We start from the raw sequence: 23,292 nt of genomic DNA, 5'->3' as shown, positions 1-23,292 counted from the left end.
GTTTGATTTGCACCGCGTTCGGAATACCGGGCGTCAGGGAGCAAAAAACAACGAGCGTTCGGGATAATGGCCGACGACTATATTCTTACGACCGAGAGTCTGACCAAGGAGTTCGCCGGCTTTATTGCGGTGAAAGACGTCAACCTCCAGGTCCGCCGCCACACCATTCACGCTCTGATCGGCCCCAACGGCGCCGGGAAGACGACGTGTTTCAATCTGCTGACCAAGTTCCTGATCCCGAGCCGGGGGCGGATCACCTACAACGGGCGGGACATCACCAGCCAGAAGCCGGCGGATATTGCCCGCTCGGGCATGGTGCGCAGCTTCCAGATCTCGGCGGTGTTTCCGCATTTGAGCCTGCTGGAGAATGTGCGCGTTGCGCTGCAGCGACCGCTGGGAACCAGCTTCCACTTCTGGCGATCCGAGAACAGCCTGAACGTGATGAACGACCGGGCGGAAGAGCTTCTGCAGGCGGTCGGCCTGATCGAATACCGCAAAAATACGGCCGTGGAGCTTCCCTATGGGCGCAAACGCGCCCTGGAAATCGCCACCACGCTGGCGCTTGAGCCCGAAATGATGCTGCTGGACGAGCCGATGGCGGGCATGGGCCATGAGGATATCGACAAGATTTCCGCCCTGATCAAAACCGTGGCGCAGAACCGCACGGTGCTGATGGTGGAGCATAACCTGAGCGTGGTGGCCAAGCTGTCGGACACCATCACGGTGCTGCGGCGGGGCGAGATCCTGGCCGAAGGCAACTACGAAACGGTGTCGAAGAACCCGGAAGTGATCGAGGCGTATATGGGGACCGGCCATGCATAACGGATCAACCGAGCTGGCGGTTGCCGATCTGAACGCCTGGTATGGCGAGAGCCATATCCTGCATGGCATGCAGTTCGAGGTGAAGAAAGGCGAAGTGGTCACCCTGCTTGGCCGTAATGGCGCCGGCAAGACCACGACGATGAAGGCGGTGATGGGCATGATCCCGAGCCGCAAGGGCTCGGTGCAGTTTGAGGGCCAGGAGCTGATCCAGTTGCCCTCGAACCGGATCGCCAAGCTGGGACTGGCGTTTTGCCCGGAAGAGCGCGGCATTTTCTCCAGCCTGAATGTCTACGAGAACCTGACGCTGCCGCCGGTGGTGAAGGGTGGCGGCATGAGCCTGGAGGATATCTACCAGATCTTCCCAAACCTGAAGGAACGCCTGAAAAGCCAGGGCACCAAGCTCTCTGGCGGCGAGCAGCAGATGCTGGCGATCGGCCGTATCCTGCGCACCGGCGCAACGCTGTTGCTGCTGGACGAGCCGACCGAGGGCCTGGCGCCGGTGATCGTGCAGCAGATCGGCGCGATGATCCGCCTGCTGAAAGAAAAGGGCTTCACGATTTTGCTGGTGGAGCAGAATTTCCGCTTCGCCAGCACCGTTGCCGACCGCCATTACGTGGTCGAGCACGGCAAGGTGATCGACATGATTCCGAACGACCAAATCAGTCAAAACACAAAAAAACTCGAGTCTTATCTCGGCGTATAAAATAAATCCAACCAGGAGGAAGTGACCATGCGTTTCAAGAATGTGCTCGTTACGACGGCCGCCGTGCTGGCTGCTGGCGCAGCCAATGCCCAGATGACCGATGGCGTGATCAAGATCGGCGTGATGAATGACCAGTCGGGTCTCTATGCCGATGTGTCCGGTCCGGGTGGAACCTGGGCTGCCAAGAAGGCCGTCGAGGATTACGGTGCCGCGGCCAAGGGCCTGAAGGTTGAGGTGGTCTTTGCTGATCACCAGAACAAGCCCGACGTCGGTTCCAACGTCGCCCGCCAGTGGTATGACGTCGACAAGGTCGACGTGATTGTCGACGTGCCGACTTCGTCGGTCGCACTCGCGATCAACCAGATCACCAAGGAAAAGAACAAGGTCTTCCTCGGTTCCGGCCCGGCAACTGCCGATCTGACCGGCCCGGCCTGCACGCCCAACACCGTGCACTGGACCTACGATACCTGGGCGCTGGCCAACGGCACCGGCAAGGCGATCGTGGAAACCGGTGGCAAGAGCTGGTTCTTCCTGACCGCCGATTACGCTTTCGGCCATGCGCTGGAGCGTGACACCAAGGCGGTGGTCGAGGCCAATGGCGGCAAGGTTCTCGGCGCCGTTCGCACGCCCTTCCCCGGCACCGACTTCTCGTCCTTCCTGCTGCAGGCGCAGGCCTCGAAGGCACAGATCATCGGTCTGGCCAATGCCGGTGGCGACACCATCAACTCGATCAAGCAGGCCGCCGAATTCGGCATCGTCGAAGGCGGCCAGAAGCTTGCCGGCATGCTGATGTTCGACACCGATATCCATGCGCTGGGCCTGAAGACGGCCCAGGGCCTGAACTTCACCACGGCCTGGTACTGGGATGCCAACGACAACAACCGCGCTTTCGCCAAGGATTTCTCGGCGGCCAACGGCGGCAAGTATCCGACCATGGTGCATGCCGGCATTTACTCGTCGGTCATCCACTACCTGAAGGCTGTCGAAGCGCTGAAGAGCGACGCCGATGGCGCCAAGGTCGTAGCCAAGATGAAGGAAATGCCGAGCGATGATAAGCTGTTCGGCAAGGGTACCGTTCGCGAGGACGGCCGCCACATGCATGACATGTATCTCGTCGAGGTGAAGAAGCCGGCTGAGTCGAAGAAGCCGTGGGATTACCTCACCGTGAAGAAGACCATCCCGGCCGCGCAGGCCTTCCGTCCTCTGAACGAAGGCAACTGCCCGCTGGTGAAGAAGAGCTAAGCACAAGCTGCAACCGGAGCCGTCGGGCCTATGCCCGGCGGCTCCGGCCAGTCTTTCAGCCTGCGGCCTGACTTCCGGCGGCCCCAGGCTCAAAGACTGCCCAACGGCAGATGATGAAACGACAGGGTTAAAGAGGGGACGTTTAAGCGATGTTCGAACTGCTCGGCATACCGCCGCAGGCATTGTTCGGCCAGCTGCTGCTTGGTCTGATCAATGGGGCTTTCTACGCCATGCTCAGCCTGGGCCTGGCTGTGATCTTCGGCCTGCTCAACGTCATCAATTTCACCCATGGCGCGCAGTATATGATGGGCGCCTTTGCCGCCTGGATGCTGCTGGAGTGGGGCGGCGTACCGTACTGGGGCTCGCTGATCCTGGTACCGGTGATCATCGGTGCCACCGGCGTGGTGATGGAGAAGCTGTTCCTGAAACGGCTGTACCACCTCGATCACCTCTATGGCCTGCTGCTCACCTTCGGCCTCGCCCTGATCATCGAAGGCTTCTTCCGCAAGCAGTTCGGCTCGTCCGGCCTGCCCTATCCCAACCCGCTGCCCGGCGGCACCCGGCTCGACTTCATGTTCCTGCCCAACTACCGCGCCTGGGTCGTGGTCGCCTCGCTGGTGCTGTGCTTCGGCACCTGGTTCATGATCGAGCGCACCAAGCTTGGCTCCTATCTCCGCGCCGCCACCGAGCGGCCGGACCTGGTGCAGGCCTTTGGCATCAACGTGCCGCGCATGATCACGCTGACTTACGGCTTCGGCGTCGGCCTGGCAGCCCTTGCCGGCGTGCTGGCTGCGCCGATCTACAACGTCAACCCGGTGATGGGCTCCAACCTGATCATCATCGTCTTTGCCGTGGTCGTCATCGGTGGCATGGGCTCGATCCTGGGCGCCATCATCACCGGCTTCGCGCTCGGCATCATCGAAGGCCTGACCAAGGTGTTCTACCCGGAAGCCTCGAACACCGTGATCTTCATCATCATGGCGATTGTGCTGATGGTGAAGCCCGCTGGCCTGTTCGGCACGCCGAAGTGAGGATTTCCATATGAGCAATGCCGCCATCACCGCCGCCGCAGCCACCGCCAAACCCGGCACCCGCAACCGCGACCTCATCATCTTCGCCATCTTGCTGGCCATCGGCCTGGTGGCACCGGCACTGATCTACCCGGTCTTCCTGATGAAGGTGCTGTGCTTCGCGCTGTTTGCCTGCGCCTTCAACCTGCTGATCGGCTATGTCGGCCTGTTGTCGTTCGGCCATGCCATGTTCTTCGGCTTCGCCGCCTATGTCAGCGGCTATTCCGTCAAGGCCTGGGGCTTCTCGCCGGAACTCGGCATCCTGGCCGGCACCGCCTGCGCCGCTGTGCTCGGCCTGGTCACCGGACTGCTGGCGATCCGCCGCCAGGGCATCTATTTCGCCATGGTGACGCTGGCGCTGTCGCAGATGGTATTCTTCTACTGCGTGCAGGCCAACTTCACCGGCGGCGAAGACGGCATCCAGGCAATCCCGCGTCGCGCCTTGTTCGGGCTGATCGACGTCAAGAGCGACATTGCCTTCTATTACCTGGTGCTGGCGATCTTCTGCTTCGGCTTCCTGGTGATCTGGCGCACCATCCACTCGCCGTTCGGCCAGGTGCTGAAAGCAATCCGCGAGAACGAGCCGCGCGCCATCTCGCTGGGCTATCGGGTCGACCAGTACAAGCTGCTCGCCTTCGTGCTCTCGGCCACGCTGGCCGGTCTGGCTGGCGCCACCAAGGCGCTGGTCTTCCAGCTGGCCTCGCTGACCGACGTGACCTGGCAGATGTCGGGCGAGGTTGTGCTGATGACCCTGGTTGGCGGCATGGGCACCGTCTTCGGGCCGATCGTCGGTGCCGCCATCATCATCACCATGCAGAACTATCTCGCCGGCTTCGGCGAATGGGTGCTGGTGATCCAGGGCTTCATCTTCGTCATCGTCGTGCTCGCCTTCCGCAAGGGTATCGTCGGCGAAATTCAGGACTGGTGGGCGCGCCGGGCCAACAAGGCCTGACGCACTCGCCCATCCAAACGACAACGGCCCGCTCTTTGGCGGGCCGTTTCATTTTCAGGCTTCCCGTCCGATCAGCTTTTCTCGGCACCTAGGCCGATACGGCCGCGGTCATAGGCCTGGCTGGCACGCCGGCACCAGGACGAATTGTCGAGATACCACTGCACCGTGGCCTTGAGCCCGGCATCGAGCGCATAAGACGGCCGCCAGCCCAGCTCGCGCTCGGCTTTGGATGGATCGATGGCATAGCGCGCATCATGGCCCGGCCGGTCAGTGACATAGGTGATCTGCGCGGCATAGCCCTTGCCATCCTGGCGCGGCACCAGGCCGTCGAGCACGGCGCAGAGCCGGTTGACCAGATCGATATTGCGCTGCTCGCTGCGCGAACCGACCAGATAGGTCTCGCCCGGAATGCCCTTCTCGACCGCCAGCTGCAGGGCCGCGGCATGATCCTCGACATGGATCCAGTCACGCACCTGCAGGCCCTTGCCATAGATCGGCAGCGGCTTGCCTTCCAGGGCGTTGAGCACGGTGAGCGGGATCAGCTTCTCCGGGAACTGGTAGGGGCCGTAATTGTTACCGCAGTTGGTGACCAGGATCGGCAGGCCGTAGGTGCGGCCGAAGGCCCGTGCCAGATGATCTGACGAGGCCTTGCTGGCGGCATAAGGCGAATTCGGCTTGTAGGGGCTGTGTTCATCGAACAGGCCGGTTTCGCCCAGCTCGCCATAGACCTCGTCGGTTGAGACCTGCAGATGGCGGAACTGGGTCTTGGCGGTGGCATCGAGGCCACGCCAGTGGTCCAGCGCCGCCTCCAGCAGCACCATGCTGCCATTCACATTGGTTTCGATGAACGGCGCCGGGCTGTCGATCGAGCGGTCGACATGGCTCTCGGCGGCCAGATGGTAAACCGCCTGCGGTTTCACTGCAGCATAGATGCGCTTGATCGCCGCGCGGTCGCAGATATCGACCTGCTCGAAGCTGTGCAGCTCGGGATGCGGCAGGGCGGCAATATTGTCCGGATTACCGGCATAGGTCAGCTTGTCGATGGTGACGACGCGACGCTTCTGGGCATTGAGCCGGCGAACCAGGGCGGAGCCGATGAAGCCGGCGCCGCCGGTGACGATAACGGTCATGGATGATCTCCCTGCCCCCTGTATACCGGAGGGCGAAACGGGCCGGAAGGTCTTGCCAAACTATGGCAGCAATGGGGCTCAGACCCGATTCCCGGCCGATTCTGCTCCCTACCAGCGTCTTGGCGCCGGCCCCGTCCCGCCCCATATTGGCAGCCATGAGCCAGCCCCCCGTCATCCAGAGCATGGAACGCGAGATCGAGGATCCCGACCGTTTCGCCGATGCCAATTTCCCGGATTTCGTGCCGCATCGTCCGCCGCGGCCGGACAAGAGCGAGGGCGGCATCGCCTTCGACCTGCAGGCGCCCTACGAGCCCAAAGGCGACCAGCCGACCGCGATTGCCGAACTGACCGAAGGCGTGCTGAACCAGGAGCGCGACCAGGTGCTGCTGGGCGTCACCGGCTCGGGCAAGACCTTCACCATGGCGCAGATCATCGCACGCAGCGGCCGGCCCGCCCTGATCCTGGCGCCGAACAAGACCCTCGCCGCCCAGCTCTATGGCGAGATGAAGTCCTTCTTCCCCAACAACGCGGTGGAATACTTCGTCTCGTATTACGACTATTACCAGCCCGAAGCCTATGTCGCGCGCAGCGACACCTATATCGAGAAGGACTCCTCGGTCAACGAACAGATCGATCGCATGCGCCATTCCGCCACGCGCGCACTGCTGGAGCGCGACGACGTGGTGATCGTCGCCTCGGTGTCCTGCATCTACGGTATCGGGTCGGTCGAGACCTATTCGGAAATGACGCTCAACCTGAAGGCCGGCGACCGCCTCGACCGCGATACGCTGTTGCGCCGGCTGGTCGACCTGCAATACCGCCGCAATGATGCAGCTTTTGCCCGCGGCGCCTTCCGGGTGCGCGGCGATGGCGTGGAAATCTTCCCCTCCCATATGGAAGATCGCGCCTGGCGCCTGTCGCTGTTCGGTGACGAGCTGGAAAGCATCGTCGAATTCGATCCGCTGACCGGCCACAAGACCGGCAGCATGGAAGCGGTGAAGCTTTACGCCAACAGCCACTATGTGACGCCGAAGCCGACGCTGAACCAGGCCATCGAGCAGATCAAGGTGGACCTGCGGCTGCGGCTCGATCAGCTTTATAAAATGGGCCGCCTGTTGGAGGCCCAGCGGCTGGAACAGCGCACCACCTTCGATCTGGAGATGATGGTGGCAACCGGCGCCTGCGCCGGCATCGAAAACTACTCGCGCTACCTCACCGGCCGCGGCCCCGGCGCGCCGCCGCCGACGCTGTTTGAATACCTGCCCGACAACGCACTGCTGTTCGTCGATGAAAGCCATGTCACCGTGCCGCAGATCGGCGGCATGTTCCGCGGCGACTTCCGGCGCAAGGCCACTCTGGCGGAATACGGCTTCCGCCTGCCGTCCTGCATCGACAACCGGCCGCTGCGCTTCCGCGAGTGGGACCGCCTGCGCCCCCAGAGCGTCTTCGTCTCGGCCACGCCGGGCAAATGGGAAATGGAACGCACCGGCGGCGTCTTTTCCGAACAGGTGATCCGCCCCACCGGCCTGATCGACCCGATCACCGAGATCCGCCCGGTCGAGCATCAGGTCGATGACCTGCTGGCGGAGTGCAAGGAAGTGGTCAAGAAAGGCCATCGCGTGCTGGTCACCACGCTGACCAAGCGCATGGCGGAAGACCTGACCGAATACATGACCGAAGTTGGCCTGAAGGTGCGTTACCTGCATTCCGACATCGAAACCCTGGAACGCATCGAAATCCTGCGCGATCTGCGGCTTGGCGTGTTCGACATCCTGATCGGCATCAATCTGCTGCGCGAGGGCCTCGATATCCCGGAATGCGCGCTGGTCGCCATCCTGGATGCCGACAAGGAAGGCTTCCTGCGCTCGGAAACCTCGTTGATCCAGACCATCGGCCGCGCCGCGCGCAATGTCGAAGGTCGCGCCATCCTCTATGCCGACAAGATGACCAACAGCATGCAGCGTGCACTGGCCGAGACCGAGCGCCGCCGCAGCAAGCAGCAGGCCTATAACGAAGAGCATGGCATCACGCCGGAAAGCGTGCGCAAGCAGATCGGCGACATCCTGCAGTCGGTTTATGAACAGGATCATTTCACCGTCGATGCCGGCGACGCCGCCGGCGGCCACCTGGTCGGCAACAACCTGAAGGCCCATCTGGCCGACCTGGAAAAGCGCATGCACGATGCCGCCGGCAATCTCGAATTCGAGGAAGCCGCCCGCCTGCGCGACGAAATCAAACGACTGGAAATGAACGAGCTGGAAATCGGCATCCAGAACCGCAAGCCGGCCGGCTTTTCCGAAGCGGCTGCCGGCGCGCCACGTCCATCTGGCCGCTCCACCGGCGGTCGCGCTGGCTCGCGCCGCGCCTATCGCGGAAGTAAGCGCTGATGACGGTCTCAGCAAACGCTCCCACCGCCCTGGTCACCGGTGCCGGCCGCCGCATCGGCCGCGCCATTGCCCTGCATCTGGCCGGCCGCGGTTATCATGTCGCCGTTCATTGCAACCGCTCGCGCGATGAAGCCGATGCCGTCGTGCGCGAGATCGGCCAGGGTGGCCATCGCGCCGCCGTCCTGCAGGCCGATCTTTCCGACCATGCTGCTGTCAGTCGCCTGATCGGGCAGGCCAGCGCCGCGCTCGGTCCGCTGTCGCTGCTGGTCAACAACGCTTCGCTGTTCGACTATGACCATGTCGAAACCGCCACCGAGCAAAGCTGGGACCGGCATCTGGATGCCAACCTGAAGGCGCCATTCTTCCTGTCGCAGGCCTTTGCCGCCCAGTTGCCGGATGGGGTGGCGGGCAACATCGTCAACCTGGTCGACATGCGGGTCTGGCGCCTGACACCGCATTTCGCCTCCTACACGGTGTCCAAGGCCGGTCTGTGGACCCTGACCCAGACGCTTGCCATGGCCCTGGCGCCCCGCATCCGGGTCAATGCCATCGGTCCCGGCCCGGTCCTGCCCAGCCCGCACCAGACGGAAGCACAGTTCCGCAAGCAATGGGAAAGCACACCGCTCAGGCGCGGCGCCGAGCCGGGCGAGATTGCCGCAGCCATCGGATTCCTGCTTGACGCCCCGGCCGTGACGGGCCAGATGATCGCCCTGGATGGCGGCCAGCATCTGCCCTGGCAGCAGGGCGGCGGCCCCCTCACCGCGGCCCAGATCGCGCTGGAGGACTGACATGACGATCCATGATCGTGCCCGCGCCGCCTGGGCTGAAATCCCGGTCCCGGTGATCGCCGAGGCGACCCAGCCGGTCCGCCGCGTCTTCGTGCGCGACCTGCTGCTGGATGCCCTGATCGGCATCTACCCGGAGGAACGGGTCAAACCGCAGAAAATCCTGATCAATCTCGACCTCTGGGTGGCCGAGACCCCTGGCGAGCCGCCGCGCAGCTATGCCGAAGTGGTGTGCTACGAGAATCTGGTGAACCGGTCCAAGGCCCTGCTGGCCGAGGGCCATGTCGACCTCGTCGAGACCCTGGCCGAACGGCTGGCCCGCCTCTGCCTGGCCGATCCGCGGGTATTGCGGGCACGGGTACGGGTGGAAAAGCCTGAGGCGATCGCCGAGGCGGCCGGAGTCGGCGTCGAGATCGAGCGCCAGCGCAGCTAATCAGCTGGAAACCGCTCTTCGTTACCGTCCGGTGATTAGACCTTGACTCTGCGAGACGTTTCCTGTTGCCGCCAAGGTTGTGCACAGGCCGGGCTCCCGAGTCGTAGTGCTAGAAAAATTGCCGATTCAATGCCTATATGCTGTGGATAAGGCCAATTTCCCATTTAGTTACAATAGTTTAAATCTTAAGCCTCGCACTACGTGTGCGGGTATTGGTTTTCGAGGCGACACAACACTGCATGCGCACCATTGTTTCCCCACACAGTTATCCACAGCCTTGGGACGCTTTTGTCAACGCCGTGTAATCATTAGGTTTTTATCGGTATGGTGCTGCGTATGAGTGACGATCCTGCCGGTGAACCGCTGCTTGAGGCTCCGCCCCAGCCCGGGGAGATCGGGGCTGCAGTGATTCAGCGTCACCTGCCGACCTTGCCGCTTGGGCCGGGCGTCTATCGTATGATGGATGCCAAAGGTGATGTGCTCTACATCGGCAAGGCGCGCTCTCTGCGCAAGCGCGTCACCTCCTACACCAAATTTCAGCTCCTCTCGATCCGCATCCAGCGCATGGTACGCCAGGTAGCGGCGGTTGAGGTCACCACCACCCATACCGAAGCCGAGGCGCTGCTGCTGGAAGCCAACCTGGTCAAGCAGGTTCAGCCCCCCTTCAACGTGCTGCTGAAGGATGACAAATCCTTCCCCTACATCCTGGTGGCGCGCGACCACCCCTACCCGGCCATTACCAAGCACCGTGGCGCCCGTGACATCCCTGGCGACTATTTCGGGCCGTTTGCCTCGACCGGATCGGTGCATGTCACGCTGAATGCGATGTCACGGGCCTTCCCGCTGCGCAGCTGCAGCGACAGTGAATTCGCCGCCCGCACCCGCCCCTGCCTGCAGTATCAGATCAAGCGCTGTACAGCGCCCTGCGTCGATCGCATCAAGCATGAAGATTACCTCAAGGTGGTGGACGAGGCCTGCGACTTCCTGTCGGGCCGCAACCGTCAGGTGCTGGATATCTGGCAGGGCCGCATGCAGCAGGCTGCCGAACAGCGGGAGTATGAAACAGCCGCCGAACTGCGCGACCGCATCCGCGCCCTGGCGCATATCACCCAGAAGCAGGATATCAATCTCAGCGACATCGAGAATGCCGATGTGATTGCGGTGCATGCCGAGGGCGGACTGGTCTGCGTGCAGATTTTCTTCTTCCGGGCCGGACAGAATTTCGGTAACCGCTCCTACTTCCCGGCCCATACCCGCGATGTCGAGATCAGCGAGGTGCTGGACGCCTTCATCGGCCAGTTCTACGCCCAGCGCGAGGCACCGCGCCTGATCCTGCTGAGTGATCCGGTGGAGAATGCCGGCCTGATCGAGGAAGCGCTCGGCAACCACAGCGGCCACAAGGTGGAACTGCATGTGCCGCAGCGCGGCACCAAGCGCGACCTGGTCGAGTATGCCGCCAACAATGCCCGCGATGCCCTGCGCCGCCGACTGGCCGAGGCCGCCTCGCAACATCAGCTGTTGCAGGGTGTCGCCGAACTGTTCGGCCTCGACGCCCCGCCACAGCGTATCGAGGTCTATGACAACAGCCATATCATGGGCCGCCATGCGGTTGGCGGCATGATCGTGGCCGGCCCGGAAGGCCTGCGCAAGAACGCCTATCGCAAGTTCAATATCAAGGACGTGACGATCGAGCCGGGCGACGATTACGGGATGATGCGCGAGGTCCTGACCCGCCGCTTCCAGCGCCTGCTGAAAGAGGATGCCGAGGACGAGAATGCGGCCGACTGGCCGGACCTGCTGCTGATCGATGGTGGCAAGGGCCAGCTCAGTGCCGTGATGCAGGTGATGCAGGAACTCGGCGTCGAGGATGTGCCGGTGGTCGGCATCGCCAAGGGACCGGACCGCAATGCCGGCCGCGAGCAGTTTTTCCTGCCCGGGCGCGAGCCCTTCATGCTGGAGCCGCGCCATCCGGTGCTGTTTTTCCTGCAGCGGCTGCGCGACGAAGCGCACCGTTTCGCCATCGGCACGCACCGCACCAAGCGGGCCAAGGACCAGATTCGCTCGCCGCTGGACGAAATCAGTGGCATCGGCGCGGCCCGCAAGAAAGCCCTGCTGCTGCATTTCGGCTCGGCCAAGGCGGTTTCGCGTGCCGGCCTGAGCGACCTTGAGGCGGTGCCCGGCGTCAGCAAAACTGTTGCCAAACGAGTCTACGATCACTTTCATGGCGGCTGAATACAGGTCCGGCTCTGGCCCTGTTCTGCCCCCCATGCGATAATTCATCCGTCATGTGGAACAGCCTGCCCAATATCCTGACCGTTTCGCGCATCCTGGCGATTCCGGCCATTTGCGCCGCCTTTTTCCTGCCCGGCGCCTGGAGTGCCTGGGTGCCGCTGGGCCTGTTCGTCGCCGCCGGAATCACCGACTGGTTCGATGGCTACCTGGCGCGCAAGCTGGGCCAGATGTCCGACCTTGGCCGCTTCCTCGATCCGGTCGCTGATAAACTGCTGGTCGCCGCCGTCATCATGATGCTGATCGCCTTCGATCGCATTGACCGGATCACCTGCGTCGCCGCCGTGGTCATCATGTGCCGTGAGATCACTGTCACCGGCCTGCGCGAATTCCTCGCCGAACTGCGCGTGAAGGTGCCGGTATCGCGGCTGGCGAAATGGAAAACCACGGTTCAGCTGATCGCACTGGGCATTCTCATTGTTGGCGACTATGGCCCGTCGATGCTGCCGATCCGCCTGCTGGGTGAGATCGGTCTGTGGATCGCGGCCGTGCTGACCCTCTATACCGGCTGGGACTATCTGCAGACCGGCCTGCGCCATATGGCGGCCGATGATCGTGCGCCAGCCAAAGGGGCTGACTGATGCGGGTGCTGTATTTCGCCCTGCTGCGTGAGCGCGTCGGCGTTCCCGAGGAAACCGTCACCCCGCCGGCCGAGGTGCGCACCGTCGCCGAGCTGGTGACCTGGTTGCGCGGCCGCAGCGCCCAGCATGATGCTGCCCTTGCCAACCCGGCCCTGGTGCGGGTCGCAGTGAACCAGGATTATGCCCAGCCCGATCAGGCTGTGGCCGCCGACGATGAAATCGCCTTCTTCCCGCCAGTCACCGGCGGCTGAACAGGGGATCGAGCCATGACCGTGCGCGTACAGCGCGAGGATTTCGACACAGCCGCCGAACTGGAACGGCTGACCGCCGGCAATACCCGGATCGGTGCTGTCGTCACCTTTACCGGCCTGGTGCGTGACTTCGCCGATGCCGCGGGCGTGCAGCGCATGACCCTGGAGCACTATCCGGGCATGACGCAACGGCAACTCGAGGCGCTGGTGGCCGAGGCGCAGCAGCGCTGGTCGCTGGATGGCTGCCTGGTGATCCATCGGTTCGGTGAACTCGCGCCGGGGGATCGGATAGTCCTGGTCATCACAACCTCTGCGCACCGTCAGGCCGCCTATGATGCCAGTGCCTTCCTGGTCGATTGGCTGAAAACCAAGGCGCCGTTCTGGAAACTGGAAGAGAATGGTGCAGACCGGCGCTGGGTCGAGGCCAAGGCCAGCGATGACGAGGCTGCCGCCCGCTGGCGCCGCTGACATACAGTCGTACTACCTAGGCATCATTTACTTAGCGGTTTACTGAGGCTGGCGCGTGTGGCATGTCCTAGTGACAGGCTGCCGGAAACGCCTCGCGGAATGGTGGCCTGGGCGTATAGTCACAGCAACCGTTGCCATTTTCACTGCTTGCGAGTTCACCGTCCCAACATGTCGTCGTCAGATCCGAATGTGCCCCAGACCGAGGTGATCTCTTCGGTAACGCCGGATCGGATTCGCAGCAAATCGCTGCGTAACCTGTTGGGCTATTGGGAAGCTAAAGAAAGCTATCTCGGCCGCCTGCCGGCGCGCGCCGACCTGCAGCCCGACGAGATGGTGCCATTCCTGCCCTTCGTCGCACTGATCAACGTGCAGGCCGGTGCGCCGCGGTTCCAGTTCCGCCTGGTCGGCACCGGCATCGTCGGCTCGATGGGCCGCGAAACCACCAACCGACCGGTCGACGAGAACCTGTTCGGGGCCAATGCCGTGGTGGTGGAAAGCTTTTTCAGCATTCCGCTTGATACCCGCGGCCCTGCCTATGCGGCCGGTCAATACACGGTGGCACCCAGCGGCCGTATGCTGGCCTTTGAGACCCTGCTGTTGCCGCTGTCCAGTGATGGTACGGCGATCGACATGCTGTTAGGGGGCCTCGTCGGCGAACGGATCCAGCGGGATGAGCAGATCTGCGGCTTCCAATACGATTACTACTGTCCGGTCATGCAAACGGCCACGCGATAACGCGTGGCCGCCTACAAAGCCTGAAAACTGAAGCGACTCAGGCCGCTTTCCTGGCCCGCGTGGCGATGTCGAATTCGCCCAGCAGTGTCTGGCAGATCTTGCCCGGCGTGAACTTGTAGGGACCGATCTCGGAAACCGGCGTCACTTCTGCGGCCGTGCCGGTCAGGAAGCATTCATCGAAGCTGGCCATTTCCTCGGGCTGGATCGCGCGCTCGATCACCTCGATGCCGCGGCCCTTGGCCATCGCAATCACGGCGCGACGGGTGATGCCATCCAGGAAGCAGTCCGGCGTCGGCGTATGCAGCTTGCCATCCTTGGCAAAGAAGATGTTGGCACCAGTGGCCTCGGCAACCAGGCCGCGCCAGTCGAGCATCAGCGCATCCTGGTAACCGTCGCGCTCGGCCTTGTGCTTGGACAGCGTGCAGATCATGTACAGGCCGGCCGCCTTTGCCTTGGTCGGCGCCATGTTCGGTGCCGGGCGACGCCAGTCGCTGATCTGCAGCCGCAGGCCCTTCATCTTGGCTTCCGGCGAGAAATAGCTCGGCCATTCCCACACCGCGATGGCGACGTGAATCTTGTTCTGCTGGGCGGCGACACCCATCATCTCCGACCCGCGCCAGGCGACCGGGCGCACATAGCAGTCCGGCATCTTGTTGGCGGCAATGGTCTCGCGGGTGGCGCGATCGATTTCCTCGACCGAATAGGGCAGCGTGAAATCCATCAGCTTGGCCGAGTCGATCAGGCGCTGGCTGTGTTCGGTCAGGTGGAACACCTCGCCCCCATAGGCGCGCTCGCCCTCAAAAACGCAGGAGGCGTAATGCAGACCGTGGCTCAGCACATGCAGCTTGGCATCGCGGAAGGGAATCAGCTTGCCGTCGAGCCAGATCTGGCCATCACGGTCGTCATACGGGATCAAGGACATGGAGGTTCCTCCTTTGGCGAAACGGGCGTTAGGTATTATTATTACCTGCGGACGGCTGTATAGGTAACAATCTAAGCAAAATATGTCAACACTACTGCCATATTTTTCGTGCACTGCTTTCCCGGGTTATACTGCCGGCTGCCTTGATGCCGTCTATCCCTTTGGGCCATATAGAAGATCATGACCGACCTGAAATCGCTGGCCAACCCATTGTTCCTTCGCGAAGACGAGCTTCGCCAGGCCATTGAGCTGCTGTTTTACGCCTATCGCGATTTCACTCGCGGGCCGGACGAGATTCTGGAGCGCTACGGCTTCGGTCGCGCCCATCACCGGGCCCTGCATTTTATCGGTGGCAATCCGGGCATCACGGTGGCCGAGCTGCTCGCCATCCTGCGCATCACCAAGCAGAGCCTGTCGCGTGTCCTCTCGGCACTGATCGAGGGTGGTTTCGTGCGCCAGCAGCAGGGCACGCGGGACCGGCGTCAGCGTCAGCTGTTCCTGACCGACCAGGGCAAGCATCTGGAGCGCCAGATCAGCACCGTGCAGCAGGCCAAGGTGGCCGAGGCCTATCGCGAGGCCGGCGCGGAAGCCGTTGCCGGGTATCGCAAGGTTCTGGCCGGCCTGATCGACGAACAGGAACGGCCGGCCATCCTGCGCGCCATCCAGCGGCGCTGAGGAACTGCCGCATGGATCTCGCTGAGGTTCACATCCTGGTCGTCGATGACGACGAGCGCATCCGCACCCTGCTGTCGCGCTATCTGGCGGGCCAGGGCTTTCGCGTCACCAGTGCAGAAGATGCCGCCGATGCCGGCGCCAAACTCACCTCCGTCAGCTTTGATCTGCTGATCGTCGATGTCATGATGCCGGGGCAGAACGGCTTTGAATTTGTTCGCGACCTGCGCAAGCGTGGCAATGCCGTGCCGGTGATCCTGCTGACTGCGCGGGGTGAAGCCGAAGACCGTATCGAGGGGCTGGAAACCGGCGCCGATGACTATCTGCCGAAGCCCTTCGAGCCGCGCGAACTGACGCTGCGCATCAATGCCATCCTCAAGCGCGCCGCCCGGCCTGCCCCGGTGGCACCAACCGTCACCACCCGCTTCGGCGACTTCAGTTTCGATGCCGTACGCGGCGAATTGAAACGCGGCGAAGAGATGGTCCCGCTGACCACCGGCGAAGCGCAACTGCTGCGCATTCTCGCGCGCAGCCCGGGCCAGACCGTGCCACGCGCCGCACTGGCCGATCCGGCCAGCGCCGGCGAAAGCCGTGCCGTCGATGTGCAGATTACCCGCCTGCGCCGCAAGATTGAGACCGATCCGCGCAATCCACGCTTCCTGCAAACGGTGTGGGGCGAAGGTTATGTCCTCTGGACCGAATGACCGCCCATGACGATGCCAGCATCATGATGGCCCTCAAGCGCTTGTTGCCGCGCAGTCTGTTCGGCCGCTGGCTGTTGATGCTGGTCGGTCCGGTAGTACTGCTGCAGGTGCTGCTGACATATGTTTTCTACGAGCGTCATTGGGATGCGGTGACACGCCGGCTTGGCCTCGGCCTCGCCGGAGAAATCGCTGTCGTGATCTCGACGCGCGAAAGCAACCCCGACCCCATCGTGCTGGGCGAACTGATACATCGCATGGGCTTGGCGCTGGAAATCGACATCAGTTTCAGACAGGGGGCCGATTTTCCGAGCAATATTCCATTGCCGCGCCGTTATTCGATCCTGGATCGCATGCTGATCCAGGCTCTGGGTGAGCGCATAAACCAGCCCTACATGATCGACACCCAGCGCAACGACCGCACGGTGATCGTCTATGTAAAGCTGCCCGATGCATTGATGACCGTGGTTGCACCGGAAAACCGTGTGTTCTCGACCAGCACCTATGCCTTCATGGCCTGGATGGGTGCAGCCACCATCGTACTGATGGGTATCGCCGTGCTGTTCCTGCGCAATCAGATCAAACCGATCCGCCGGCTGGCCGAGGCTGCGGATGCCTTCGGCAAGGGCCGCGAGATTGCCGATTTCCGCCCCACCGGCGCCGAAGAAGTGCGCGCTGCCGCGCGCGCCTTCCTCGCCATGCGCGACCGCATCCGGCGCCATATCCGCGAACGCACCGACATGCTGGCAGGTGTGAGCCATGACCTGCGCACACCGCTGACCCGGATGAAACTGCAGTTATCGCTGATGCCGCAGGATGCAGAACTGGACGAACTGAAGCGCGACATCGACGAGATGGAGAAGATGGTCGGCGCCTATCTCGCCTTTGCACGCGGCCAGAGCGAACAGCCGGCAGAGCCGACTGATCTAAGCAATCTGCTGAGTGAACTGGCCGATGACGTGCGCCGGCGCGGCCGCGAGTTGCAGATCGATATGGAGCAAAGCCTCACCTTGCCGCTGCGCCGACTAAGCTTCAAACGCGCCTTGGCAAATCTGATCGAAAATGCCTTGCGGTTTGGCCGTAAAGTTCGCCTGAGTGTGATCCGGCAGGCCAACCGTGTGGAAATCCGCATCGAGGATGACGGCCCGGGGCTGCCCGAGAAAGAACGCCACAAGGTTTTCCGGCCGTTCTATCGCCTCGACCAGGCCCGGCATGGCAGCGGCAATGTTGGCCTCGGCCTGACGATTGCCCGCGATGCCGTGCTGGCCCATGGCGGCGAAATCGCCCTGGGTGAGTCCCCCCTCGGCGGCCTGATGGTAACGATCAGATTACCGACCTGACGATCAGTTTTCGCCAGCCGGTTTGGGCGGTTCGGCAACGGTGAATCGGCGCTCGGCCTGCAAGCGACCGTCGCTATCCTTCAGCTGCAAGCTCCACTCGCCGGGAAAAATCCGCGACTGTGACCAGATCCGCCAGTTGCGGCTGACATCGACGCGCGCTTTGGATCGGCCAACTTCCTGATCGTTGCGCACCCAGTAGAACCAGAAGGTCTCGCCCGCCCGCACCTGCGTGCAATCAAGTCGGGCAAAACCATAGGCGCGCTCGGTGCCGACGGGGTAATTCGCCTCGATCACCCCCTGCGGCTCAAGATTGCTGACCTGGCTGGTCAGAATGAACTGACGCACCACACAATCATGATCCTGTGCGGCGGCGGGGCCGGCACCGGCAATACCTGCGAAAGCCAGAAGCAGCAGGGCAGTCTTTGCGAAACGCTGATATTTTGTCATTGGGCTGGTCCGTTGGCCGGATTGTCGGCCGAGGCTCGGGCTCGGGTCAATACATACGTCCGCCATTCGGCACTGGCAGGTCAGGTGCAAGCAGCACAACCTGTCCATCCGAATCAGGCAGACCGAGTACCAGAATCTCCGACATGAAGGAGCCGATCTGGCGCGGCGGGAAATTCACCACGGCAATCACCTGGCGGCCGATCAGCTGCTCCGGCACATAGTGCCGGGTGATCTGCGCCGAGGATTTCTTGACCCCGAGAGATGAGCCGAAATCGACCCATAGTTTAATCGCCGGCTTGCGCGCTTCCGGAAAGGCTTCGGCGCGAGTCACGGTGCCGACGCGAATATCGACCTTGTGAAAATCATCGAATGCAATTTCGGCCATCCCGGCCTCCGGCGATCAAAACAAAACGGGCGGGGTTTTGTACCCCGCCCGTCGCCAGTCTGGCAAATCGCCGTTGGCTGTCGTTACTTCGGCATGCCGGCGGGAATGTGCTTCTTGATCTCTTCCATGTTTTCCTGGAGGCGCTTGTTGATCAGCTCGAAGGCCTCGGTATTGGTCTTGGTCATCATCTCGGAGAGTTCGCGCAGATTGGCGAGCGCCTTCTCGGCGGCCTGGCGCACGAAGTCAGCCGACTTCGCCGGGTTGAGGTCCGCTGCAGCCGCCGGCGAGGCGTTCTTCAGCAGGCCGGCCAGCTGTTCCATATTCTCCTTGAAGATCTCGCCCTGGCGCTTGGCCAGTGCCTGGTAACCCTCATAAGCGCGCTTATTGGCGGCGGTCAGGGCTTCCATGTTCTTCTGCTGGGTGGCTGCCAGCGATGCGGGGTCGATACCCGGCAGCTTCATGTCGGCGAACATCTTGCTGAGGTCGAAAGAGGCGAACGGATTGTCAGTGGCTTTGGTCATTTTTGGCTCCCGGGCGTCGGTTTTGGCTGTGTTTAGGATGGGTAAGGCGCCGGCAAAGTAGCGGGGATGATAGCCGGCGTCAATGGATTTTTGTGCAATGCACAATCATACTTTTCAATATGTTAAGAGGTATTCGCGACTTTCTCTCGCATCTGCGAGATGGGGCCGCGGGCGGTGAGCCAGCGCAGGCCCTGGCTCAGTCGCTTGTCAAGGTGAGCCATGGTGGCGGCAAGGTCGCTGCTGTCATCCTTGAGCCAAACCCGCAGAGTGTCGAGATATATTCCACCCAGCAGTTTGCGCCGCACCACCCCCGGCAGACCGCCGGTATCCAGTTCCGCCGCGGCCAGAACCCAGTCGAGCCCCTGGCCCAGCCCGCGATGCAGGAAACAGGCGAGGGCCACCGGATCCGCCGGCAATTCCCGCATCAGGACGCGAATCGCCGGTTTGTGCGGTGTGAGCGCGTCAAAGCGGGCCATGATCACCTCGAACAGCCGGTCCTTTACCCCGATCGCATCGGCAGGCGCCGGGGCCGGCCCGCCCAGGGCTGTCAGCATGGCGGCATCGATCCGTCGGGCATAGGCGGTCAGTAAATCGACTTTGGAGCCATATTGTCCGTAGAGCACGCTGAGCGGCAGGCCGCTGGCCTCGGCGATCCGCCCCAGAGTGACCGCGCGCCAGCCCTGAGCGGCCACCAGGTCCAGCATTACCGCCACCGGATCAACTGACGTGGTGCCAGATGCAGCCTTTGCCGATGCCTTCCCTGTGGCCTTCTTCCCGGTCTGCGCCATGATCGGTCTCCCTATGCTGACCGGACTGATTTGGGGCCCGGACGGCTGAGAACAAGGTTTGACTCAGCCCGCGAGTTCCCGGGAGCGCCTGGTTGCTGCGGCAATCGCCCGTTGCATCAGCGGCTCGACACCATCCGCGGCCATCAGCACATCCAGTGCGGCCTGGGTGGTGCCATTCGGGCTGGTGACATTCTTACGCAGTTGGGCCGGGCTCTCGCTGCTCTGTTTCATCAGTGCGCCTGAGCCAATCACCGTGGCACGCGCCAGACGTGCCGCCAGATCGGCCGGCAGGCCGGCAGCCGTACCCGCAGCGGCCATGCACTCGGTGAGGAGAAAGACATAGGCCGGCCCGGAACCGGATACAGCGGTGACTGCGTCGATCAGGCCTTCATCTTCGACCCAGCCAACCTCGCCAACCGCAACCAGCAGGCTTTCACAGAGCGCGCGCTGCTCTGCCGTCACCGACGGGCTGGCGCAGGCGATGGTAATCCCCTCGCCCACTGCAGCCGGCGTATTGGGAATACTGCGCACCACGGCAGCCGTTCCGCCCAGCAGACCGTTCAGCGTCGCAATCGTCTTGCCGGCAGCAACAGAGAGGAAGCAGGCCCCCGCCTTGGCATACCCGACATAGGCCGGCGCCACGGCATCCATCAACTGCGGCTTCACGGCCAGCAGCACCAGCGCCGGTGCAAAATCTTTAGGCACGGCAGCGGCATCAGCAGCCTGACGCACACCGGCGGGCAGACCGGCAACCGGGGTGGGCTCAACCACCACAACATCGTGCGCGGCAACGCCGCGCTGCAACCAACCGGCGAGCAGCGCGCCACCCATCTTGCCGCAACCAACCAAAAGTATGCCGTTCATGCATCCTCACAGAAATAAATGATAACCCGCCGCAGCAATGTTGCAGATTTATATTGCTGTCGAGGGCGTCACCAACAATAGTCCCGACACTGATAACCGCCTGGGGCAACGGGTAAGGCGGCAGGCTGACTATAGGGGCATCGTGAGCGATAAAAAATATGAATGGCTGTTTGCGGGCGTGGTGTGCCTGCAGGCGGGGGCATGGATTCTGATTCCGTATTTTACCCTGCCGAACCCACCCATTGACGTTCTGGAAGGCTTCGTCTGGAGCCAGAATATTGCGCTCGGCTATCTCAAAGGCCCGCCGCTATTTGCCTGGCTCCTCGGACTCGGCGACGCCCTGCTGCCGGGTAGCCTGCTGCCGCCACTGATCCTCAGCCAGGTCGCCATCGCCATCACCTATTGGGCCGTCTGGCGGCTGGCCAAACGTCTGCTGGGACAGCGCGACGCGCTCGCCGTGCTTGGCCTCACGACGACGATCTACTATTTCGGATATCCATCCCCGGAATTCAATCCAATCATCCTGCAGATGGCCTTTTCGGCGATCACGTGCTCCTTCTACTACACGGCTCTGATCGAGAATCGCCAGCGTGATTGGATCATCGTTGGCCTGGCTGTCGGTGTCGGCGTGCTGTCCCGGTATTCCATCGCCCTCTACCTGTTGCCGATGGCGATCTTCACCCTGCTGCATGCCGAGACCCGCTGGCGCTGGCTAACACCGAGTTTTGCCGCTGGAGCGGTGATCGCCACAGCGATTGCCGCCCCGCATGTCTGGTGGGTATTGCAAAATGAATTGAGCCCCCTGCATTACATCGACCAGCGTGCCGATGTTGTCGAAGGTGCCGGACGTTTAATACGGCCGTTGCGCTTTGCAGGCGCGCAGCTCGCAGCACTGGCGCCGGCACTTATCGTCTTTGTCCTGGCGATCCTGCCGCTGCACCGCAGCCCCCCAGTCTACGCCGGATCGGCAAAACTGCCGCCGTTGTCGCGCAATTATCTGATTGCCATTGCCATTGCACCGGCACTGTTCGTGATCGTGATGGCGATCATTCTGGGCCGCCAGCCGCGCGCCATGTGGGGGGCTGGATTGTGGATATTCACACCGCTGCTCGGTGTTGCCCTGCTGCGCGAATTCTCGTTCACCATTTATCGCCGGCGTCTGATGGCGATCTGGGCCGTTGTCTTCGCACTGCCGGCAGTGGCCTTTGTCATCGCCATGACTCTGTGGCCGACTCTGTCTGGTCGCAACAAGCGCACACATTTCCCCGGTCCGGCATTGGCTGAAACCGTGACCCAGCGCTGGCATGAGATGACCGGCCGTCCACTCACCTATGTCGTGGGCGAGATGTGGTTGGCCGGCAGTACCGGCTACTACTCCATCGACCGCCCACAGGTTTTCCAGAATGGTAGCCAGCGCGAAGCACCATGGATCAGCCTTAACCACCTGAAATCCTGTGGTGCCGTTGTGCTGTTCCACGCCGGCGTTGACGGCGAGTATTTCACTAAAATCTTCACCGAGCTTGGTATGCGATACGAGGAGCAACCGGCAATACAATTGCCGAAGCCGCACTTCGCAGTGGCGTCACAGGCCTATACGGTGAGCTGGGCAATCGCCTGGCCATCGGAAGAGTCCGCTCCGTCAGCCGAGGCTTCCTGTGGGAGGCAATCGCGCCTGCAGAAGATTACCCAAGCCCTGAAAATGAAAACGGGCCGGCCTGTTTAAAAGCCGGCCCGCGGTCGAACTGGGAAGAGATCAGGCTTCGCCCATACATTCAAACATGGCGGCAGCCACGGCATCTTCCGGCGTCCGCCCGCCCCAGACCAGGAACTGGAAGGCCGGATAGAAGCGCTCGCATTCCGACAGGCCGATTTCCATCAGATCCTCGATCTGCTCGGTGGTGGCACCCAGACCGCCACGCAGGAGCAGGGCCTGGCGGAAAACAACCATGCCCTCCTCGACCCAGTAGTCGAAATGGCCGATCAAGGCCTTCTCATTCACATAGGCGAGCAACGAGTGGAGGTCGCGGCGGCGATTGGCCGGCACCTTCATATCGAAAGCGCAGGTGTAACTCAGCGCCCCGAGTTCCTCGCGCCAGGAAAACCACATCTGATGTTCACAGTAGCGGCCGGAAACGCCGACGGTCAGTTCATCCTGGCCCTGGCGGTCGAAGGGCCACTCATGCTCACCGACAATCTGTTCAACAAGGTCGAGCGGGTTGAGACGGCCAGTGGTCTCGCTTTCAATCAGAGTCCGCATGCGTTAACGCTCCCCCTTGCGGTAGGCCGGTCCTCGGCTCGCTAATCCGGAATGGCTCATCTGGTTGGGAATTTGGCCCCATGAGGTGACAGCATCGGCCTTGGCCGAGAATGCCCCCATCGCCTCGGCTGACCATATATGTAGGTGTCGCGACACAGGACACGCCATAGATTTAGAGTATGCGGGGGACATGGGGCACGCAAGGACAGATTTACGAAAAATTCATGAAATTCGCCTGATCCGGGCATGGGTTAGACCGGAACATCGAATCCGCTGTTCTACTTGGATTCGAGGGCGGCCAGGCGCTCGGCGAGGCGGATATTCTCCTCGCGCGCGGCCTCGGCCATGGCCTTCACGGCCTCGAATTCCTCGCGGCTGACCAGTTCCATTTCGGCCAGGGCCCGTTCCAGGCGTTGGCGGAACGCCTGCTCCACCTCGCCTTTGACACCCTGCAGGGCACCGAGGGCACCGGTTGCAATACGGCTGAGATCGTCGAGCAGGCGGTTATCAGTCTGCATGGCGCGACTCCAAGCTGGAAACCCTTATC

Annotated in this window: 26 protein-coding genes; 17 read left to right on the top strand and 9 right to left on the bottom strand. The window is 62.3% G+C overall.

Features of this window, described 5'->3' with window-relative positions; all coding sequences use genetic code 11:
• Positions 1-66: 66 nt before the first annotated feature.
• The 5 genes from AAG821_RS09885 to AAG821_RS09865 all read left to right on the top strand — a co-directional run bounded on the left by AAG821_RS09885 (position 67) and on the right by AAG821_RS09865 (position 4,789).
• Complete coding sequence (locus AAG821_RS09885) at positions 67-822, top strand: ABC transporter ATP-binding protein (protein WP_341915370.1); 756 nt, start codon at positions 67-69, stop codon at positions 820-822.
• The gene (locus tag AAG821_RS09880) at positions 815-1,525 is read left to right on the top strand and encodes an ABC transporter ATP-binding protein (RefSeq protein WP_341915372.1); all 711 of its coding nucleotides are present in this window, start codon (positions 815-817) and stop codon (positions 1,523-1,525) included. Before AAG821_RS09885 ends, AAG821_RS09880 begins: the two co-directional genes overlap by 8 nt.
• Positions 1,526-1,552: 27 nt before the next feature.
• Positions 1,553-2,767, top strand: coding sequence for an ABC transporter substrate-binding protein (locus tag AAG821_RS09875; protein ID WP_341915373.1), 1,215 nt, complete (start codon positions 1,553-1,555; stop codon positions 2,765-2,767).
• A 149-nt stretch (positions 2,768-2,916) separates the two neighbouring features.
• The gene (locus tag AAG821_RS09870) at positions 2,917-3,798 is read left to right on the top strand and encodes a branched-chain amino acid ABC transporter permease (RefSeq protein ID WP_341915375.1); all 882 of its coding nucleotides are present in this window, start codon (positions 2,917-2,919) and stop codon (positions 3,796-3,798) included.
• 10 nt (positions 3,799-3,808) lie between these two features.
• Positions 3,809-4,789, top strand: a complete 981-nt coding sequence (locus tag AAG821_RS09865) for a branched-chain amino acid ABC transporter permease (RefSeq protein WP_341915376.1) — start codon at positions 3,809-3,811, stop codon at positions 4,787-4,789.
• 71 nt (positions 4,790-4,860) lie between these two features.
• On the opposite strand, the gene rfbB is transcribed toward AAG821_RS09865, so the two are convergent.
• Complete coding sequence (rfbB, locus tag AAG821_RS09860; protein WP_341915377.1) at positions 4,861-5,919, bottom strand: dTDP-glucose 4,6-dehydratase; 1,059 nt, start codon at positions 5,917-5,919, stop codon at positions 4,861-4,863.
• A gap of 155 nt (positions 5,920-6,074) precedes the next feature.
• Here rfbB and uvrB point away from each other — a divergent pair, with 155 nt between their 5' ends.
• The 8 genes from uvrB to AAG821_RS09820 all read left to right on the top strand — a co-directional run bounded on the left by uvrB (position 6,075) and on the right by AAG821_RS09820 (position 13,848).
• Positions 6,075-8,306: an excinuclease ABC subunit UvrB gene (gene uvrB, locus AAG821_RS09855; RefSeq protein WP_341915379.1), complete on the top strand. Its 2,232-nt coding sequence runs from the start codon at positions 6,075-6,077 to the stop codon at positions 8,304-8,306.
• Entirely contained in the window at positions 8,306-9,094 is a 789-nt protein-coding gene (locus AAG821_RS09850) for an SDR family oxidoreductase (RefSeq protein WP_341915380.1), read from the top strand. The genes uvrB and AAG821_RS09850 overlap by 1 nt, the downstream gene beginning before the upstream one ends.
• Before the next feature lies 1 nt (position 9,095).
• Positions 9,096-9,524, top strand: a complete 429-nt coding sequence (folB, locus tag AAG821_RS09845; RefSeq protein ID WP_341894178.1) for a dihydroneopterin aldolase — start codon at positions 9,096-9,098, stop codon at positions 9,522-9,524.
• Between the two features lie 336 nt (positions 9,525-9,860).
• Complete coding sequence (gene uvrC, locus AAG821_RS09840) at positions 9,861-11,756, top strand: excinuclease ABC subunit UvrC (protein ID WP_341915382.1); 1,896 nt, start codon at positions 9,861-9,863, stop codon at positions 11,754-11,756.
• A 53-nt stretch (positions 11,757-11,809) separates the two neighbouring features.
• Entirely contained in the window at positions 11,810-12,394 is a 585-nt protein-coding gene (gene pgsA, locus AAG821_RS09835; protein ID WP_341915383.1) for a CDP-diacylglycerol--glycerol-3-phosphate 3-phosphatidyltransferase, read from the top strand.
• Positions 12,394-12,645 (top strand): molybdopterin converting factor subunit 1, encoded by a 252-nt coding sequence (moaD, locus tag AAG821_RS09830; protein ID WP_341915385.1) that lies wholly within the window; start codon positions 12,394-12,396, stop codon positions 12,643-12,645. Before pgsA ends, moaD begins: the two co-directional genes overlap by 1 nt.
• A 15-nt stretch (positions 12,646-12,660) precedes the next feature.
• Positions 12,661-13,113, top strand: coding sequence for a molybdenum cofactor biosynthesis protein MoaE (locus AAG821_RS09825; RefSeq protein WP_341915386.1), 453 nt, complete (start codon positions 12,661-12,663; stop codon positions 13,111-13,113).
• A gap of 189 nt (positions 13,114-13,302) precedes the next feature.
• Entirely contained in the window at positions 13,303-13,848 is a 546-nt protein-coding gene (locus AAG821_RS09820; protein ID WP_341915388.1) for a PAS domain-containing protein, read from the top strand.
• 37 nt (positions 13,849-13,885) lie between these two features.
• On the opposite strand, the gene AAG821_RS09815 is transcribed toward AAG821_RS09820, so the two are convergent.
• Positions 13,886-14,770, bottom strand: coding sequence for a branched-chain amino acid aminotransferase (locus tag AAG821_RS09815; RefSeq protein ID WP_341915389.1), 885 nt, complete (start codon positions 14,768-14,770; stop codon positions 13,886-13,888).
• A gap of 180 nt (positions 14,771-14,950) precedes the next feature.
• Here AAG821_RS09815 and AAG821_RS09810 point away from each other — a divergent pair, with 180 nt between their 5' ends.
• Genes AAG821_RS09810 through AAG821_RS09800 form a run of 3 tightly spaced genes read left to right on the top strand, consistent with a single transcriptional unit; the run spans position 14,951 to position 17,483 of the window.
• Complete coding sequence (locus AAG821_RS09810; protein WP_341894185.1) at positions 14,951-15,445, top strand: MarR family transcriptional regulator; 495 nt, start codon at positions 14,951-14,953, stop codon at positions 15,443-15,445.
• 11 nt (positions 15,446-15,456) lie between these two features.
• Positions 15,457-16,146 carry a response regulator gene (locus tag AAG821_RS09805; RefSeq protein WP_341915391.1) on the top strand — a complete coding sequence of 230 codons (690 nt, stop codon included), beginning with the start codon at positions 15,457-15,459 and terminating at the stop codon, positions 16,144-16,146.
• Positions 16,143-17,483, top strand: coding sequence for an ATP-binding protein (locus AAG821_RS09800; RefSeq protein ID WP_341915392.1), 1,341 nt, complete (start codon positions 16,143-16,145; stop codon positions 17,481-17,483). Before AAG821_RS09805 ends, AAG821_RS09800 begins: the two co-directional genes overlap by 4 nt.
• 3 nt (positions 17,484-17,486) lie before the next feature.
• On the opposite strand, the gene AAG821_RS09795 is transcribed toward AAG821_RS09800, so the two are convergent.
• From AAG821_RS09795 to proC, 5 genes are all read right to left on the bottom strand, one after another.
• Entirely contained in the window at positions 17,487-17,996 is a 510-nt protein-coding gene (locus AAG821_RS09795; RefSeq protein ID WP_341915394.1) for a DUF2914 domain-containing protein, read from the bottom strand.
• Entirely contained in the window at positions 17,977-18,315 is a 339-nt protein-coding gene (locus AAG821_RS09790; RefSeq protein ID WP_341915395.1) for a tRNA-binding protein, read from the bottom strand. The genes AAG821_RS09795 and AAG821_RS09790 overlap by 20 nt, the downstream gene beginning before the upstream one ends.
• 83 nt (positions 18,316-18,398) lie before the next feature.
• Positions 18,399-18,836, bottom strand: coding sequence for a TIGR01841 family phasin (phaP, locus tag AAG821_RS09785; RefSeq protein WP_341915396.1), 438 nt, complete (start codon positions 18,834-18,836; stop codon positions 18,399-18,401).
• Positions 18,837-18,958: 122 nt separating this feature from the next.
• On the bottom strand, positions 18,959-19,624 hold the full coding sequence (locus AAG821_RS09780) for a TetR/AcrR family transcriptional regulator (RefSeq protein ID WP_341915397.1): 666 nt from the start codon (positions 19,622-19,624) through the stop codon (positions 18,959-18,961).
• A 63-nt stretch (positions 19,625-19,687) separates the two neighbouring features.
• Positions 19,688-20,488, bottom strand: coding sequence for a pyrroline-5-carboxylate reductase (gene proC, locus AAG821_RS09775; RefSeq protein WP_341915399.1), 801 nt, complete (start codon positions 20,486-20,488; stop codon positions 19,688-19,690).
• A 142-nt stretch (positions 20,489-20,630) separates the two neighbouring features.
• Between proC and AAG821_RS09770 the strand changes: the two genes are divergently transcribed.
• Entirely contained in the window at positions 20,631-22,211 is a 1,581-nt protein-coding gene (locus AAG821_RS09770; protein WP_341916259.1) for a glycosyltransferase family 39 protein, read from the top strand.
• 30 nt (positions 22,212-22,241) lie between these two features.
• Here the strand turns inward: AAG821_RS09770 and AAG821_RS09765 are convergent, their stop codons facing one another.
• Complete coding sequence (locus tag AAG821_RS09765; protein WP_341894194.1) at positions 22,242-22,745, bottom strand: YbjN domain-containing protein; 504 nt, start codon at positions 22,743-22,745, stop codon at positions 22,242-22,244.
• A gap of 278 nt (positions 22,746-23,023) precedes the next feature.
• Positions 23,024-23,263, bottom strand: coding sequence for an accessory factor UbiK family protein (locus tag AAG821_RS09760; RefSeq protein ID WP_341915401.1), 240 nt, complete (start codon positions 23,261-23,263; stop codon positions 23,024-23,026).
• Positions 23,264-23,292 lie beyond the last annotated feature (29 nt).

Origin of the sequence: Ferrovibrio terrae (assembly GCF_943372915.1) — a bacterium.
Taxonomy (GTDB): Bacteria; Pseudomonadota; Alphaproteobacteria; order Ferrovibrionales; family Ferrovibrionaceae; genus Ferrovibrio; species Ferrovibrio terrae_A.
The sequence above is the reverse complement of the archived record's forward strand: the minus strand, read 5'-3'. Positions and strand labels throughout refer to the sequence as shown.

Bases quoted from the DNA above. Each gene is read 5' to 3' on its own strand.
- AAG821_RS09885 (WP_341915370.1), top strand. From the start codon at position 67: ATGGCCGACGACTATATTCTTACGACCGAGAGTCTGACCAAGGAGTTC.
- AAG821_RS09880 (WP_341915372.1), top strand. From the start codon at position 815: ATGCATAACGGATCAACCGAGCTGGCGGTTGCCGATCTGAACGCCTGG.
- AAG821_RS09875 (WP_341915373.1), top strand. From the start codon at position 1,553: ATGCGTTTCAAGAATGTGCTCGTTACGACGGCCGCCGTGCTGGCTGCT.
- AAG821_RS09870 (WP_341915375.1), top strand. From the start codon at position 2,917: ATGTTCGAACTGCTCGGCATACCGCCGCAGGCATTGTTCGGCCAGCTG.
- AAG821_RS09865 (WP_341915376.1), top strand. From the start codon at position 3,809: ATGAGCAATGCCGCCATCACCGCCGCCGCAGCCACCGCCAAACCCGGC.
- rfbB (WP_341915377.1), bottom strand. From the start codon at position 5,919: ATGACCGTTATCGTCACCGGCGGCGCCGGCTTCATCGGCTCCGCCCTG.
- uvrB (WP_341915379.1), top strand. From the start codon at position 6,075: ATGAGCCAGCCCCCCGTCATCCAGAGCATGGAACGCGAGATCGAGGAT.
- AAG821_RS09850 (WP_341915380.1), top strand. From the start codon at position 8,306: ATGACGGTCTCAGCAAACGCTCCCACCGCCCTGGTCACCGGTGCCGGC.
- folB (WP_341894178.1), top strand. From the start codon at position 9,096: ATGACGATCCATGATCGTGCCCGCGCCGCCTGGGCTGAAATCCCGGTC.
- uvrC (WP_341915382.1), top strand. From the start codon at position 9,861: ATGAGTGACGATCCTGCCGGTGAACCGCTGCTTGAGGCTCCGCCCCAG.
- pgsA (WP_341915383.1), top strand. From the start codon at position 11,810: ATGTGGAACAGCCTGCCCAATATCCTGACCGTTTCGCGCATCCTGGCG.
- moaD (WP_341915385.1), top strand. From the start codon at position 12,394: ATGCGGGTGCTGTATTTCGCCCTGCTGCGTGAGCGCGTCGGCGTTCCC.
- AAG821_RS09825 (WP_341915386.1), top strand. From the start codon at position 12,661: ATGACCGTGCGCGTACAGCGCGAGGATTTCGACACAGCCGCCGAACTG.
- AAG821_RS09815 (WP_341915389.1), bottom strand. From the start codon at position 14,770: ATGTCCTTGATCCCGTATGACGACCGTGATGGCCAGATCTGGCTCGAC.
- AAG821_RS09810 (WP_341894185.1), top strand. From the start codon at position 14,951: ATGACCGACCTGAAATCGCTGGCCAACCCATTGTTCCTTCGCGAAGAC.
- AAG821_RS09805 (WP_341915391.1), top strand. From the start codon at position 15,457: ATGGATCTCGCTGAGGTTCACATCCTGGTCGTCGATGACGACGAGCGC.
- AAG821_RS09800 (WP_341915392.1), top strand. From the start codon at position 16,143: ATGACCGCCCATGACGATGCCAGCATCATGATGGCCCTCAAGCGCTTG.
- AAG821_RS09795 (WP_341915394.1), bottom strand. From the start codon at position 17,996: ATGGCGGACGTATGTATTGACCCGAGCCCGAGCCTCGGCCGACAATCC.
- AAG821_RS09790 (WP_341915395.1), bottom strand. From the start codon at position 18,315: ATGGCCGAAATTGCATTCGATGATTTTCACAAGGTCGATATTCGCGTC.
- phaP (WP_341915396.1), bottom strand. From the start codon at position 18,836: ATGACCAAAGCCACTGACAATCCGTTCGCCTCTTTCGACCTCAGCAAG.
- AAG821_RS09780 (WP_341915397.1), bottom strand. From the start codon at position 19,624: ATGGCGCAGACCGGGAAGAAGGCCACAGGGAAGGCATCGGCAAAGGCT.
- proC (WP_341915399.1), bottom strand. From the start codon at position 20,488: ATGAACGGCATACTTTTGGTTGGTTGCGGCAAGATGGGTGGCGCGCTG.
- AAG821_RS09765 (WP_341894194.1), bottom strand. From the start codon at position 22,745: ATGCGGACTCTGATTGAAAGCGAGACCACTGGCCGTCTCAACCCGCTC.
- AAG821_RS09760 (WP_341915401.1), bottom strand. From the start codon at position 23,263: ATGCAGACTGATAACCGCCTGCTCGACGATCTCAGCCGTATTGCAACC.